Below are 13976 nucleotides of genomic sequence, written 5' to 3' on the forward strand. Positions count from 1 at the left end.
TTCGGCATTGTCAGCCTGATGATGCAAGAGTTCACAACCTGTGGACAAACCTGTGGAGCCAGTCTCGACCAGGACACGATCCGACTCCACGGACGACAGACGAACGAGAGGGAGTGGCGTGACCGGCAACCCGGATCAGCCCCAGGACGAGACCACCAGCCCCGCCCCGGACATCCCTCCCGTCGATCCCGCGACGGCACGTCTGGTCCAGGAGTGGACGACGGTGGTCGGCGAGCTGCAGACCCACCAGCGTGCGTGGCTGCAGGCCAGCCGCCCGGTGACCCTGCACGGCACCACCGCGATCGTCGCCGTCCCCGACGACTTCACCCGCAAGCGCCTCGAGGGTCGCCTGCGCGGCGAGCTCGAGGACGCGCTGACCGAGCGCTTCGGCCACGACGTCCAGCTCGCGGTCACCGTCGACAGCTCGCTGCGCCGCGAGCTCGGGCAGGAGCCGGCCACCCCCTCGCCGTACGACGACGGCCCGTCCTACGGCGAGCCGACCACCTACGAGTCCTTCGACTCCGCGCCTGCGTACGAGCGCCCGCGCGAGGACGTCCCGCCGGCCGAGCCGCGAGATCGACTTGGCGCCATGTCGACAAGTGGATCTGTCGATATGTCGACAAATGGACCCGCGCCCGACCTCGGCGGCATGCCGGCACCGAGCATGGCGCCCGCGACACCGAGCGGCGAGTCGCGCCTCAACCCCAAGTACACCTTCGAGACCTTCGTCATCGGCTCGTCCAACCGGTTCCCCCACGCGGCCGCGGTCGCGGTCAGCGAGGCGCCGGGCCGTAGCTACAACCCGCTGCTGGTCTACGGCGAGTCCGGTCTCGGCAAGACCCACCTGCTCCACGCGATCGGCCACTACGTCCGCACCATCTACGCCGGCTCCAAGGTGCGCTACGTCTCCAGCGAGGAGTTCACCAACGAGTTCATCAACGCGATCCGCGACGACCGGCAGGACCGGTTCAAGCGGAAGTACCGCGACATCGACGTGCTGCTGATCGACGACATCCAGTTCCTGGAGGGCAAGACCCAGACCCAGGAGGAGTTCTTCCACACCTTCAACACGCTCCACAACGCCAACAAGCAGATCGTGCTGACCTCCGACCGCCCGCCCAAGCGGCTCGAGGCGCTCGAGGACCGGCTGCGCAACCGGTTCGAGTGGGGCCTGATCACCGACGTGCAGCCGCCGGACCTCGAGACCCGGATCGCGATCCTGCGCAAGAAGGCAGCGATGGACCGCCTCACGGCGCCCTCCGACGTGCTCGAGTTCATCGCCTCGAAGATCCAGACCAACATCCGTGAGCTCGAGGGCGCCCTGATCCGGGTCACGGCGTTCGCCAACCTCAACCGCCAAGACGTCGACATGACGCTGGCCGAGATCGTGCTCAAGGACCTGATCCCCGAGGGCGGCGAGCCCGAGATCACCGCCTCGCTCATCATCGCGCAGACCGCGGCGTACTTCGGGCTCTCCATCGACGAGCTCACCGGTCCCAGCCGCGGTCGCCACCTGGTGATGGCCCGGCAGATCGCGATGTACCTGTGCCGTGAGCTCACCGGCCTGTCGCTGCCCAAGATCGGCGCCCAGTTCGGCAACCGCGACCACACGACGGTGATGTACGCCGAGCGGAAGATCAACCAGCTCCTCGGTGAGCGCCGGGCCGTCTTCAACCAGGTCAGCGAGCTGACCAACCGGGTGAAGATGCAGGCCCGCCAGGGCTGAGGGCGAGACCGGCTGACAAAACTGGTGCTTGGACGATGAAGTTTCCTCGTCCAAGCACGAGTTTCACCGGCCGGCCGGTGAAACTCCCTGTGGAGAAGACCCGCGGAATTGTGAGAACTACACGGGGAGGATTCCGTGGAGGCACCTACGCGGGACTCCACAACGGGCCCCTGTTGCACATCGCTTCTTGTGATTCCCGACTTCGTCCACAGCCGTCATCCACCGGACATCTGGCCGCTCACCTGCGGAAACGTGGGTTCTCCACAGTTTCCACCACCGCTATGACCACTCCGTGACTACATGCGGACCTCGATCGCCGGAACTCCTCCGGACCTCCGATCTGTGGATCAATGCCTGATCGTTCCCTCGCCGTCCCGACCTCAGGGACGACGTGGCAGGATGCAACTCCCACCCACCACGTGAGAGGTACGACGACGTGAAGTTCCGTGTCGACCGCGACGTCCTCGCCGACGCCGTCGCCTGGGCTGCGCGCAGCCTGCCCGTCCGGCCCAGCGCGCCCGTGCTCGCGGGACTCCTCATCGAGGCGGGCAACGACGGCCTGGTGCTCTCGACCTTCGACTACGAGACCTCCGCACGTGCGACGCTGGCCGCCGAGGTGAGCGACGAGGGCAAGGCGTTGGTCAGCGGCCGCCTGCTCGCCGACATCTGCCGCAGCCTGCCCAACAAGCCCGTCGACCTGGTGCTCGACGGCGCCCGGGTCTCGCTGACCTGCGGTTCATCGCGGTTCTCCCTGCAGACGCTGCCGGTCGAGGACTACCCGACGATCCCGGACATGCCGGCCGCGACCGGCACCGTCTCCAGCGACGCCTTCGCCCACGCGGTCGCCCAGGCGGTCACCGCCGCCGGCCGCGACGACATGCTGCCCGTCCTCACCGGTGTCCGCCTCGAGATCGAGGGGTCCACGATCGCGCTCCTCGCGACCGACCGGTTCCGCCTCTCGCAGCGCGAGCTCGCGTGGAACCCCGGCACTCCCGACGCGACGCTCGCCGCGCTCGTGCCGGCGAAGGTGCTCGGCGACACCGCCAAGTCGCTGACCGCCGGTCCCGAGGTGACCATCGCGCTGTCCGCGTCCGGCTCGGGCGACGGCATCATCGGCTTCGAGGGCACCGGCCCCGGCGGCGTACGACGCACCACCACGCGCCTGCTCGACGGCGAGTTCCCCAAGGTCCGCAGCCTGTTCCCCAACGAGAAGCTGACCGTGGCGAAGATCGACCGCCAGGAGCTGATCGAGTCGGTCAAGCGCGTCTCGCTCGTCGCCGACCGCAACACCGCGGTCCAGCTGAGCTTCCGCGACGGGTCGCTGGTCCTCGACGCCGGCTCCGGCGACGACGCCCAGGCCTCGGAGTCGGTCTCCGCGGAGATCGAGGGCGACGACCTGGTCACCGGCTTCAACCCGACCTTCCTGCTCGACGGCCTCGGCGCGATCGACCAGGCCGTCGTCGAGCTCGCCTTCACCCAGCCGTCGAAGCCGGTCGTCATCAGCGGCACCGGCGACGAGAGCGACGCGGAGGACGGCGGGTCGTTCCGCTACCTGCTGATGCCGCGCCGCCTGCTCAGCTGACCGACCACGCCGCACCGCCAACCGGAGGGAGAACCGCTGTGCACATCGGACTCGTCGGACTCGGAAAGATGGGCGGCAACATGCGCACCCGGTTGCGCGACGCCGGCCACACGGTGGTCGGCTACGACCGCAACCCGGACCTGGCCGATGTCGAGAGCCTGGCCGCGATGGTCGAGGCACTGCCCACCCCCAAGGTGGTCTGGGTGATGGTGCCGGCCGGCGACCCGACCCGCTCCACGATCGCCGAGCTCAAGGAGCTGCTCGGCGAGGGCGACCTGGTCGTCGACGGCGGCAACTCCAAGTACACCGACGACGCGATCAACGCCGCCTCGCTGGCCGAGAAGGGCATCGGCTTCGTCGACTGCGGCGTCTCCGGCGGCGTCTGGGGCCTCGAGAACGGCTACGCCCTCATGTACGGCGGTGCCGCCTCCGACATCGAGAAGGTCCAGCCGGCCTTCGACGCGCTCAAGCCCGAGGAGGGCGGAGCGGTCCACGCCGGCCCGACGCCGGGCGCCGGGCACTTCGCCAAGATGGTCCACAACGGCATCGAGTACGCCATGATGCAGGCCTACGCCGAGGGCTGGGAGCTGCTCGAGAAGGTCGACATCGTCGAGAACGTGCCCGCGATCTTCGAGTCGTGGCGCCACGGCACCGTGATCCGGTCCTGGCTGCTCGACCTGCTGACCGAGGCCATCGAGGACGACGAGCACCTCGACCAGCTGCGCGGGTACGCCGACGACTCGGGTGAGGGCCGCTGGACGGTCCAGGCGGCGATCGACAACGCGGTGCCGATGCACGTGATCGCCTCGTCGCTGTTCGCACGGTTCACCTCGCGCCAGGAGGACAGCCCGGCGATGAAGGCGATCGCGGCGATGCGCAACCAGTTCGGCGGGCACGCCGTGCACACCGAGCCGCCGCCGGGCGGCGAGGCCAACCCGACGTCCTGAGGGCTGCTCGGGCTACGTCGCAACTACCGAATTCGTCGTCGCGCGGGGTGATTCGCGACAAATTCGGTAGTTGCGCCGAGAAGGGTCAGAGCGCGAGGACCAGCCGGACGAGCGCGAAGCCGAGCCAGGCGGCCAGCACCACCAGCGAGACGGGGTGCTTGACCAGCCGGTCGAGCGAGGGGGCCGGCGTCCGTCGTAGCCGTGCGCGGAGCACCGCGACGGCCAGCCCGAGCACGACCAGGGCGAGCAGCGGCCCGAACGGGTGGGCGTGTAGCGAGTCCTGCCACCAGCCGTGGGCGAGATAGGTCCACGAGCGGGTCAGCCCGCAGCCGGGGCAGGGCAGTCCGGTGACCCGGCGGAACGGGCAGATGACCGGCCCGTCCTCGATGTGGTCGGGCGAGAGCAGTGCGCTCACGCCCAGCGCGACGACGCCGGCGGCCGCGACGAGCTCGGAGCTCGCGAGCCGCCGGGTCGCCGGCGCGTGGGTGGTCGCCATCAGCGCAGGGGACGGCCCTGGGCGTCGGGGACCTTGCGCAGCGTGACCAGGATGGCGTCGATCAGCGACCAGATGCCGAGGCCGCCGCAGGTCAGCAGCTTGGCGACACCCAGGCCGGTGTAGCCCAGGTAGAACCGGTCGATGCCGAGGCCGCCCAGGAGCCAGGTGAAGATCAGCGTCATCACCCACTCCTTGTCGGAGAACAGCCCGGGCACGTCCTTGGCGAGGACGTACTGCTGGCTGTCGGCGGTGCGCACCGCGGTGTCCGCCTTGAGCTGGCCGGCGACCGCCATCTGGGCGAGCTGCCCGAACTCGATCGGGCCCTGCTCCTGGCCGAGGTAGTTGATGAAGAACGGGCCGTTCATCGGGGCGCCGTACGCCGGCTGGCCGCCGGGCGCGCCGTAGCCGTAGGCCGGGGGCTGCTGCGGCGGCTGCTGACCGTAGGGGTCGGGAGCGCCGTAGGGAGGGTTGGGTGGTTGCGTCATGCGGGTCAGCCTAGGGTTTTGCGACGCCGCCGAAACCCCCTTCGGCGCCACGTTCGGGGGAGAATCGTCACGTGAGGGGCCCGAGGGAGGTGGAGGCATGCATGTCGCACGGCTGAGCCTGCACGACTTCCGGTCCTACGCCGACGTCGACGTCGAGCTCGAACCGGGTGTCACGGCGTTCGTCGGGCGCAACGGCCAGGGCAAGACCAACCTGGTCGAGGCGGTCGACTACCTCTCTCGCCTGTCCTCGCACCGGGTCGCCACCGACGCCCCGCTGATCCGCGCCGGCGCCGGGCAGGCGATCATCCGCGCGGCCGTGGTCCGCGAAGGACGCACCGCGGTGCTCGAGGTCGAGCTCAACCCCGGCAAGGCCAACCGGGCGCGGATCAACCGCTCGCCGCTGCCGCGGGTGCGCGAGCTGGCCGGCATCGTGCGCACCGTCGTGTTCAGCCCCGAGGACCTCGCGCTGGTCAAGGGCGACCCGGGCGGCCGGCGCCGCTTCCTCGACGACCTGCTCGTGCTCCGCACGCCGCGCTACGCCGGCCTGATCGCCGACCACGAGCGCGTCCTCAAGCAGCGCAACACCCTGCTCAAGACCCTGTACGCCGCCCGCGGCTCGGCTCGCGACGCCGCGCTGGCGACGCTGGCGGTCTGGGACGACCACCTGGTCGCGACCGGCACCGAGCTGCTCGCGGCGCGGCTCGCGCTGAGCGCCGACCTGGCGCCGTACGTCGGGAAGGCCTACGAGGCCGTCGCCCGCGGCGCGTCGCGCGACGACGCCCGGATCGCCTACGAGCCGACCGTGCCCGAGCCGACCCAGGACGCGTTCCGCGCCGAGCTCGCCCGGCGTCAGGCCGACGAGATCGGCCGCGGCGTGACCCTGGTCGGGCCGCACCGCGACGACCTGCTGCTCACCCTCGGCCCGGGCGACGAGCAGCGGCTGCCCGTGCGCGGCTACGCCAGTCACGGGGAGTCGTGGTCGTTCGCGCTGGCGCTGCGGCTGGCGTCGTACGACCTGCTGCGGGCCGACGGCGACGACCCGATCCTCATCCTCGACGACGTCTTCGCCGAGCTCGACGCCGAGCGCCGGGTGCAGCTGGCCGGGCTGGTGGCGGGCGCCGAGCAGGTCCTGGTCACCGCGGCGGTGCCGGCCGACGTACCGGAGGAGCTGGCGGGGGCGTCCTTCCACGTCGCGGCGGGGGAGGTGACCCGTGGCTGACGAGCCGGAGGAGGAGCTGCCGGAGGAGCACCGCCCCGACGGGCTCGATCTGGCCCGGGCCCAGATGCTCGGCACCGCCGGGTCCAGTACGACGCCCGCGCGCCGGCTGCCGCGGGTCAACCCCGGCAAGGGTGGCGGCTTCCGCCGGCGCGGCAACCGCAACGAGCCGCAGCTCAGCAGCGCCCACCCCGACGGCCGCGACCCGCAGGGCCTGGGCAGCGAGGTGGACCGGCTCATCGACGGCCGCGGCTGGGGCCTGGACCTGCAGGTGCGCGGCGTCTTCGCCCGTTGGGCCGAGATCGTCGGCCCGGAGATCGGCGCCCACAGCACGCCCGAGTCGCTCACCGACGGCACCCTCGTGGTCCGCACCGACTCGACCGCCTGGGCCACCCAGCTCAAGCTGCTCGCGGCCACCGTCGTCCGGCGCCTCAACGAGGAGCTGGGCGCGGGCACGGTCACCGTCGTCGAGGTGCTCGGGCCGCACGCGCCGAGCTGGAAGCACGGCCGCCGCAAGGCCCCCGGCAGCCGCGGCCCGCGCGACACCTACGGCTGATCGGGAGCCCGGGCGTCGTACCGGGGCTCAGTGACACCCCCGTTCGGCGCTCCGAGACCCGTTTCTGGGCCGTCTGCGGCCACATTTCACCCGCCGTTGTCCCCTGACGGCGCCGCCACGCGTGTCCTGAGGCCCTCAGAAGGCTAGAATGGGTTATCGGCCGGGAACGCGTCTCGGGACGCCTGACTCGGCCTTCGCCATGCCTTCGACAAATGTCGGCCCGGCGTGCCCCGTACGACCAAAGTGAATGAGGTCCCGCGTGTCCACTGACGACCAGTCCCCCGAGGTCGAGCCCCAGGTCCCCGCGACGTCGGGCGACTACGACGCCTCGGCGATCCAGGTCCTCGAGGGCCTCGAGGCGGTCCGCAAGCGTCCCGGCATGTACATCGGCTCCACCGGTGAGCGCGGTCTGCACCACCTGATCTGGGAGATCGTCGACAACGCGGTGGACGAGGCGCTCGCCGGCTACTGCGACACGATCAAGGTCACGCTCAACCCCGACGGCTCGGTCAGCGTCTCCGACAACGGTCGCGGCATCCCGACCGACACCGCGCCGGGCCAGGAGGTGCCGGCCGCGACCCTGGCCCTCACCGTCCTGCACGCCGGCGGAAAGTTCGGCGGCGGTGGCTACAAGGTCTCCGGTGGCCTCCACGGTGTCGGCTCCTCGGTCGTCAACGCGCTCTCCACGAGCCTGCGCCTGGAGATCAAGAACCGCGGCTACCTGTGGGAGCAGGACTTCTCGCTCGGCGTCCCCGACTTCGACCTGCGCCAGGTCCGACCGCTCGAGGACGGCGAGCGCACCGGTACGACGGTGACCTGGTCCGCCTCGTCGGAGATCTTCGAGACCACCGACTACAACCTCGAGACGATCTCGACCCGGTTCCGCGAGATGGCCTTCCTCAACAAGGGCCTGCGGATCGAGCTGCGCGACGCCCGCCCCAAGGCCGAGGAGCTCGCCGACGCGGTCGAGGACGGCGCTGTGTCCGATGGCGACGCCGCCGCGACCGCCACTGCAACATCTGGCGCGGTGCACGCGGTCGACGTCGACGGGCACAAGGCGCTCGAGCAGGTCTTCCAGTACGAGCGCGGCCTGGCCGACTACGTCGACTTCCTCAACCGCAACAAGACCACCGTCAGCTCGATCATCGCGGCCGAGGCCGACACGGGCGACGACGTCCCCAACCCGATGAGCCTCGAGCTCGCCATGCAGTGGCAGGTGTCGTCCTACAACGAGTCGGTCCACACCTTCGCCAACACGATCAACACCCCCGAGGGCGGCACCCACGAGGAGGGCTTCCGCGCCGCGCTCACCTCACTGATCAACCGGTGGGGCGAGGAGTGGGGCCTGATCAAGAAGAAGGAGGACCGGCTCACCGGCGACGACATCCGCGAGGGTCTCACCGCGATCATCAGCCTGAAGATCTCCAACCCGCAGTTCGAGGGCCAGACCAAGGCCAAGCTCGGCAACACCGAGGCCAAGGGCTTCGTCCAGTCGGTCGTCAACGACCAGCTCGGCGCGTGGCTGGAGCAGAACCCCAACGAGGGCAAGGAAGTCATCCGCAAGGCGCAGGCGGCCGCGACCGCCCGGATCGCGGCCCGCAAGGCCCGCGACCTGGCCCGCAACCGCAAGGGCCTCCTCGGCGGCGGCGGTCTGCCCGGCAAGCTGCGCGACTGCAGCTCGCGCAACCCGGAGGAGTGCGAGGTCTTCATCGTCGAGGGCGACTCGGCGGGCGGCTCGGCGGTCATGGGCCGCGAGAACCGGATCCAGGCGATCCTCCCGATCCGCGGAAAGATCCTCAACGTCGAGAAGGCGCGCATCGACAAGGTGCTGGCCAACCAGGAGGTCCAGGCGATCATCTCGGCGCTCGGCACGGGCGTCCACGAGGAGTTCGACCTCGACAAGCTGCGCTACCACAAGATCGTGCTGATGGCCGACGCCGACGTCGACGGTCACCACATCAACACCCTGCTGCTCACCCTGCTGTTCCGGTTCATGCGTCCGCTCATCGACGCCGGCCACGTCTACCTCGCCCAGCCGCCGCTGTACCGGATCAAGTGGAACAAGCCCCACGAGCACGAGTTCGTCTACTCCGACGCCGAGCGCGACGCGGTCATGCGCGACGGCCTCGAGCAGGGCAAGAAGCTCCCCAAGGACGCGCCGATCCAGCGCTACAAGGGTCTCGGCGAGATGAACGCCGACGAGCTGTGGGAGACCACGCTCGACCCCGACCAGCGGGTGCTGCTGCAGGTCACCCTGGAGGACGCCGCGCAGGCCGACGAGATCTTCTCGATCCTGATGGGCGAGGACGTCGAGCAGCGCCGCTCCTTCATCCAGCGCAACGCCAAGGACGTCCGATTCCTCGATATCTAGTCGGTGGTCGAGGAGGTCGCGCAGCGACCGTCTCGAGACCTCTGGCCATGTATCCGGATCTCTACCGATCTTCCTAGACAGACGTAGAACAACTCAGAGAGAGCAATCGTGACTGAGACGCAGAGCAACCTCGGCGACGGCATGGGCGGTGGCCGGGTCCAGCCGGTCGACCTCCAGGAGTCGATGAAGCGCTCCTACATCGACTACGCGATGGCGGTCATCGTCGGTCGCGCACTGCCCGACGTACGTGACGGCCTCAAGCCGGTGCACCGCCGGGTCCTCTATGCCATGTACGACGGCGGCTACCGCCCCGACCGCGGCTTCAACAAGTGCGCCCGCGTCGTCGGCGACGTCATGGGTAACTACCACCCCCACGGCGACTCCGCGATCTACGACACCCTGGTGCGCCTCGCGCAGCCGTGGGTGATGCGCAACCCGCTGGTCAGCGGGCAGGGCAACTTCGGCTCGCCGGGCAACGACCCGGCCGCGGCCATGCGGTACACCGAGTGCCGGATGGCGCCGCTGGCCATGGAGATGGTCCGGGACATCGACGAAGAGACCGTCGACATGACCCCGAACTACGACGGCAAGACCGAGGAGCCGACGATCCTGCCGGCCCGGTTCCCCAACCTGCTGGTCAACGGCAGCGCCGGCATCGCGGTCGGCATGGCGACCAACATCCCGCCGCACAACCTGCGCGAGGTCGCCGACGGGGCTATCTGGGCGCTCGAGCACCCCGACGCCACCCGCGAGGAGCTGCAGGACGCCCTCGTCGAGCGGATCAAGGGCCCCGACTTCCCCAACGGCGCGCTGATCGTGGGCCGCGAGGGGATCGAGCAGGCCTACCGGACCGGCCGCGGCTCGATCACCCAGCGCGCGATCATCGAGGTCGACGAGGACAAGTCCGGGCGCACCGTGCTGGTCATCACCGACCTGCCCTACATGGTCAACCCCGACAACCTGCTCGTGAAGATCGCCGAGCTCGCCGACGCCGGCAAGGTCCAGGGCATCAGCGACGTCCGCAACGAGACCTCCTCGCGCGTCGGCCAGCGGATCATCATCGTGCTCAAGCGCGACGCCGTCGCCCGGGTCGTCCTCAACAACCTGCTCAAGCACACCGAGCTGCAGACCAACTTCTCCGCCAACATGCTGGCGCTGGTCGACGGCGTACCGCGGACCCTGTCGGTCGACCAGTTCATCAGCAACTGGGTCGACCACCAGGTCGACGTGATCCAGCGGCGCACGGCGTACCGCCTCCGCAAGCGCGAGGAGGAGGCCCACATCCTGCGTGGCCTGGCGAAGGCCCTCGACATGCTCGACGAGGTGATCGCCCTCATCCGGCGCTCGCCCGACGTCGCCGACGCGCGGGTCGGCCTGATGGAGCTGCTCGACGTCGACGAGCTCCAGGCCAACGCGATCCTCGAGATGCAGCTGCGCCGGCTCGCCGCCCTGCAGCGCCAGAAGATCATCGACGACCTGGCCGCCATCGAGCTGGTCATCGCCGACCTCAAGGACATCCTCGCCAATGTCGCCCGGCAGCGGCAGATCGTCATCGACGAGCTGTCCGCGATCGTCGAGAAGTACGGCGACGACCGGCGTACCCAGATCATCGCGGCCGCCGGCGACATGTCCATGGAGGACCTGATCCCCGACGAGGACCAGGTGGTCTCGATCACCCGCGGCGGCTACGCCAAGCGCACCCGCGCCGACCAGTACCGCACGCAGAAGCGGGGCGGGAAGGGCGTGCGTGGCGCCTCGCTGCGCGGCGACGACGTGGTCGACCACTTCATCTCGACCACCTCGCACCACTGGCTGCTGTTCTTCACCACCGCCGGCCGGGTCTACCGCACCAAGGTCTACAACCTGCCCGAGGCCTCGCGCGACGCGAAGGGCGGCCACGTCGCCGGCCTGCTGTCGTTCCAGCCCGACGAGTCGATCGCCCAGGTGCTGGCGATCCGCGACTACGAGCAGGCGCCGTACCTCGTCCTGGCGACGAAGAAGGGCCTGGTCAAGAAGACCCGCCTCGGCGACTACAACAGCCCGCGCCAGGCCGGTGTCATCGCGATCAACTTCCGCGACGACGACGACGAGCTGATCGGCGCCGAGCTGGTCGCCAGCGAGGACTCGATCCTGCTCGTCTCCCGCAAGGGCCAGTCGATCCGCTTCGGCGCCGACGACGACCAGCTGCGCCCGATGGGCCGGGCCACGTCCGGCGTCACCGGCATGAAGTTCCGCGACGGCGACGCCGTCCTCTCGCTCACCGTGATCCGCGCGGCCGACGCGGCGCACGAGGAGAGCGACGAGAACATCCAGTACGTCTTCACCATCACCGACGGCGGCTACGCCAAGCGCACCCGGATCTCCGACTACAAGATCCAGGGCCGCGGCGGCCTCGGCGTGAAGGCGATGAAGCTCGAGAACGAGGAGCGCGGCTCGCTCGTCGGTGCGTTCATCGTCGTCGACGGCGACGAGGTGCTCTCCATCACCCAGTCGGGCCAGGTCGTCCGCAGCCCCATCAACGACGACTTCCGCCCCACCGGCCGCGCCACCCAGGGCGTGAAGTTCGTCAGCCCCAAGAAGGGCGACGCCGTCGCCGTCGTCGCCCGCTCGGTCGAGGCGAAGGACGTCGACGAGGAGGGCGCCGAGGAGGGTGCTCCCGTGGACGCCGCTGCGGCCGGTGAGGGCTCGACGGAATCGTCGGTTCAGGCTCCGGATGCCACAATCGAAGGATCCGAGGGCACGATCGAGGCCGACGGGGAGAGTGAGAGCTGATGACCGAGCGCGTCGAGGACACCGTGGTGCGCCCGCCGGCCGCCGCCGGCCGCCCTTCCGGCCCGCCCTCGGCGCCCGGGCCGCTCCCGCCGGCTGTGCCGGGCGCCGTACCTGGTGCGGGGGCGGCACGCGGTCGCGCCCCGCGCCGCGCCCGCCTGCGCCTGACCCGGGTCGACCCCTGGTCGGTCATGAAGACGTCGTTCCTGCTGTCCATCGCCTTCGCCGTCGTCACGGTCGTGTCGGTCGCGATGGTGTGGCAGGTCCTCGGCGCCGCCGGCGTGTGGGACTCGATCAACTCCACGATCCAGGAGGGCATCGGCGGCGAGGACGTCGCCTCCTTCCGGATCGAGGACTACGTCGGCACCAGCCGCGTGCTGGGCTTCACCATGCTCGTCGCCGCGATCGACGTCGTACTGATCACCGCCGCCGCCACCCTCGTCGCGTTCCTCTACAACATGTCGGCCGCCCTCCTCGGCGGCGTCGAGATCACCCTCGCCGAGGACGCCTGAGCCTTCGGATGTCGAGGAGGTCGCGCAGCGACCGTCACGAGACGCCCCCGTTTTGTCGGCGGATCCATGGCTCCGGTAGTGTCTGTCCTCGGCTTGCTGCCGAGGGGCTTCCACCCGGAGCGGCGAGTCACCCGGGCCTATAGCTCAGACGGTTAGAGCACCACACTGATAATGTGGGGGTCAGAGGTTCAAGTCCTCTTAGGCCCACGGAAAGCCCCGGCCGCGGTCACCGCGGACCGGGGCTTCTTCGAAGGAGGAGCGGTTCATGAAGAAGATTCTTCTCGCGGTCTTCGGCCTCGCCGGCGTGGTGATCGCCGGCCGCAAGCTCCAGGAGAGCAAGGCCGAGCAAGCCCTCTGGGCCGAGGCCACCGACCGGCTTCCCAAGAACTGAACACCCGCTCGGCCGTCGTACGGCTGAGCAGGGGGCCTTGGCGCAATTGGTAGCGCACCTGCTTTGCAAGCAGGGGGTTAGGGGTTCGAGTCCCCTAGGCTCCACCAGAGAAGCCGCAGGTCAGCCTGCGGCTCCTTTCATTTCTGGAGTTCTCTAGTTTGGTTCGAGATCCGGCGCTAGGGGGACTGTAGGGGGAAGGGGTCGCGCCTGCCCGGTCGCGCGACGCTGGCGAACCCACTGCGAACCACCTCCTGCCACTAGCCTGGCAAGGTGTCGGAGCGTCTTGCACCCGTCCCGTTCGAGGGCCTTTCCTCTGCTGACCTGACGGTCGGAAGGGTCTACCGCGGAGGTCCTCAGCCTCATGTGGGGGCCGATCCGCTGCACAAACTGACCGGTGTCGGAAACAGCGGCGGCTTCCGGATGAAGACCGTGAAGGGCACCAAGAGGGTGGCTCTGTGCGTGCTGTTCACGACGGGCGCGGTATCGGAATGGCCGGACGGTTGGGCCGAGGACGGCAACTACGTCTACTACGGTGACCAGCGCGAGGCAGGCAAGGACGTCCTCGACACCCCTCGAAAGGGAAACCAGCTCCTGGCGGCCGTGGCGGCACAGGTCAAGCGCGGCGTCGCGGGGCGACGGAACGTTCCGCCGTTCCTCCTGTTCGAGAAGGACAGTCCGGGTAAGGGACGAGACGTTCGATTCGAGGGCCTGTTGGTTCCGGCGTCTGATCCGAGTTGGCTCCAGGTCCACCGACAGACGCACCCGGACGGCCTGCTCGCCAACTACCGAGCGTTGTTCCGTCCCCTGCAGGTGAGGGACCTCAGTCGCTTGTGGCTGAACGATGTGATTCATGGTCACTCGGACGGCTCCTCCGCGCCGCGAGCATGGCTGGACTGGATCTCGACCGGGGACTGACACCAGTCGG

Annotated in this window: 12 protein-coding genes and 2 tRNA genes; 12 read left to right on the plus strand and 2 right to left on the minus strand. The window is 69.5% G+C overall.

Features of this window, described 5'->3' with window-relative positions:
• Positions 1-172 precede the first annotated feature (172 nt).
• The 3 genes from dnaA to gnd all read left to right on the plus strand — a co-directional run bounded on the left by dnaA (position 173) and on the right by gnd (position 4255).
• Positions 173-1726 (plus strand): chromosomal replication initiator protein DnaA, encoded by a 1554-nt coding sequence (dnaA, locus tag QI633_RS00005; RefSeq protein ID WP_282429331.1) that lies wholly within the window; start codon positions 173-175, stop codon positions 1724-1726.
• A 436-nt stretch (positions 1727-2162) separates the two neighbouring features.
• Positions 2163-3308: a DNA polymerase III subunit beta gene (dnaN, locus tag QI633_RS00010; RefSeq protein WP_141796517.1), complete on the plus strand. Its 1146-nt coding sequence runs from the start codon at positions 2163-2165 to the stop codon at positions 3306-3308.
• Positions 3309-3346: 38 nt separating this feature from the next.
• A complete protein-coding gene (gene gnd, locus QI633_RS00015; protein WP_141796516.1) occupies positions 3347-4255 on the plus strand; it encodes a phosphogluconate dehydrogenase (NAD(+)-dependent, decarboxylating) in 909 nt (302 codons plus the stop codon).
• A gap of 85 nt (positions 4256-4340) precedes the next feature.
• Here the strand turns inward: gnd and QI633_RS00020 are convergent, their stop codons facing one another.
• Positions 4341-4751, minus strand: coding sequence for a DUF2752 domain-containing protein (locus QI633_RS00020; protein ID WP_282427708.1), 411 nt, complete (start codon positions 4749-4751; stop codon positions 4341-4343).
• A complete protein-coding gene (locus QI633_RS00025; protein WP_141796514.1) occupies positions 4751-5236 on the minus strand; it encodes an NINE protein in 486 nt (161 codons plus the stop codon). The genes QI633_RS00020 and QI633_RS00025 overlap by 1 nt, the downstream gene beginning before the upstream one ends.
• A gap of 97 nt (positions 5237-5333) precedes the next feature.
• On the opposite strand from QI633_RS00025, the gene recF reads away from it, so the two are divergent.
• From recF to QI633_RS00070, 9 genes are all read left to right on the plus strand, one after another.
• Complete coding sequence (gene recF, locus QI633_RS00030) at positions 5334-6455, plus strand: DNA replication/repair protein RecF (RefSeq protein WP_282427709.1); 1122 nt, start codon at positions 5334-5336, stop codon at positions 6453-6455.
• On the plus strand, positions 6448-7008 hold the full coding sequence (locus QI633_RS00035; RefSeq protein WP_260805678.1) for a DciA family protein: 561 nt from the start codon (positions 6448-6450) through the stop codon (positions 7006-7008). The genes recF and QI633_RS00035 overlap by 8 nt, the downstream gene beginning before the upstream one ends.
• Positions 7009-7267: 259 nt before the next feature.
• Positions 7268-9379, plus strand: a complete 2112-nt coding sequence (gene gyrB / locus QI633_RS00040; RefSeq protein ID WP_282427710.1) for a DNA topoisomerase (ATP-hydrolyzing) subunit B — start codon at positions 7268-7270, stop codon at positions 9377-9379.
• Positions 9380-9520: 141 nt separating this feature from the next.
• Positions 9521-12151, plus strand: a complete 2631-nt coding sequence (gyrA, locus tag QI633_RS00045) for a DNA gyrase subunit A (protein ID WP_282429332.1) — start codon at positions 9521-9523, stop codon at positions 12149-12151.
• Positions 12151-12660 (plus strand): DUF3566 domain-containing protein, encoded by a 510-nt coding sequence (locus QI633_RS00050; protein WP_141796511.1) that lies wholly within the window; start codon positions 12151-12153, stop codon positions 12658-12660. The genes gyrA and QI633_RS00050 overlap by 1 nt, the downstream gene beginning before the upstream one ends.
• Before the next feature lie 133 nt (positions 12661-12793).
• Positions 12794-12867 (plus strand) — tRNA-Ile (locus QI633_RS00055).
• A gap of 58 nt (positions 12868-12925) precedes the next feature.
• On the plus strand, positions 12926-13051 hold the full coding sequence (locus tag QI633_RS00060) for a DLW-39 family protein (RefSeq protein WP_222117689.1): 126 nt from the start codon (positions 12926-12928) through the stop codon (positions 13049-13051).
• Positions 13052-13082: 31 nt separating this feature from the next.
• Positions 13083-13158: transfer RNA gene (locus QI633_RS00065), tRNA-Ala, on the plus strand.
• 163 nt (positions 13159-13321) lie between these two features.
• Complete coding sequence (locus QI633_RS00070; protein ID WP_282427711.1) at positions 13322-13966, plus strand: hypothetical protein; 645 nt, start codon at positions 13322-13324, stop codon at positions 13964-13966.
• Positions 13967-13976 lie beyond the last annotated feature (10 nt).

It is taken from the genome of Nocardioides sp. QY071 (genome assembly GCF_029961765.1).
In the GTDB taxonomy this organism is placed as follows: Bacteria; Actinomycetota; Actinomycetes; order Propionibacteriales; family Nocardioidaceae; genus Nocardioides.

Bases quoted from the DNA above. Each gene is read 5' to 3' on its own strand.
- QI633_RS00020 (WP_282427708.1), bottom strand. From the start codon at position 4,751: ATGGCGACCACCCACGCGCCGGCGACCCGGCGGCTCGCGAGCTCCGAG.
- QI633_RS00025 (WP_141796514.1), bottom strand. From the start codon at position 5,236: ATGACGCAACCACCCAACCCTCCCTACGGCGCTCCCGACCCCTACGGT.
- recF (WP_282427709.1), top strand. From the start codon at position 5,334: ATGCATGTCGCACGGCTGAGCCTGCACGACTTCCGGTCCTACGCCGAC.
- gyrA (WP_282429332.1), top strand. From the start codon at position 9,521: ATGGGCGGTGGCCGGGTCCAGCCGGTCGACCTCCAGGAGTCGATGAAG.
- QI633_RS00050 (WP_141796511.1), top strand. From the start codon at position 12,151: ATGACCGAGCGCGTCGAGGACACCGTGGTGCGCCCGCCGGCCGCCGCC.
- QI633_RS00060 (WP_222117689.1), top strand. From the start codon at position 12,926: ATGAAGAAGATTCTTCTCGCGGTCTTCGGCCTCGCCGGCGTGGTGATC.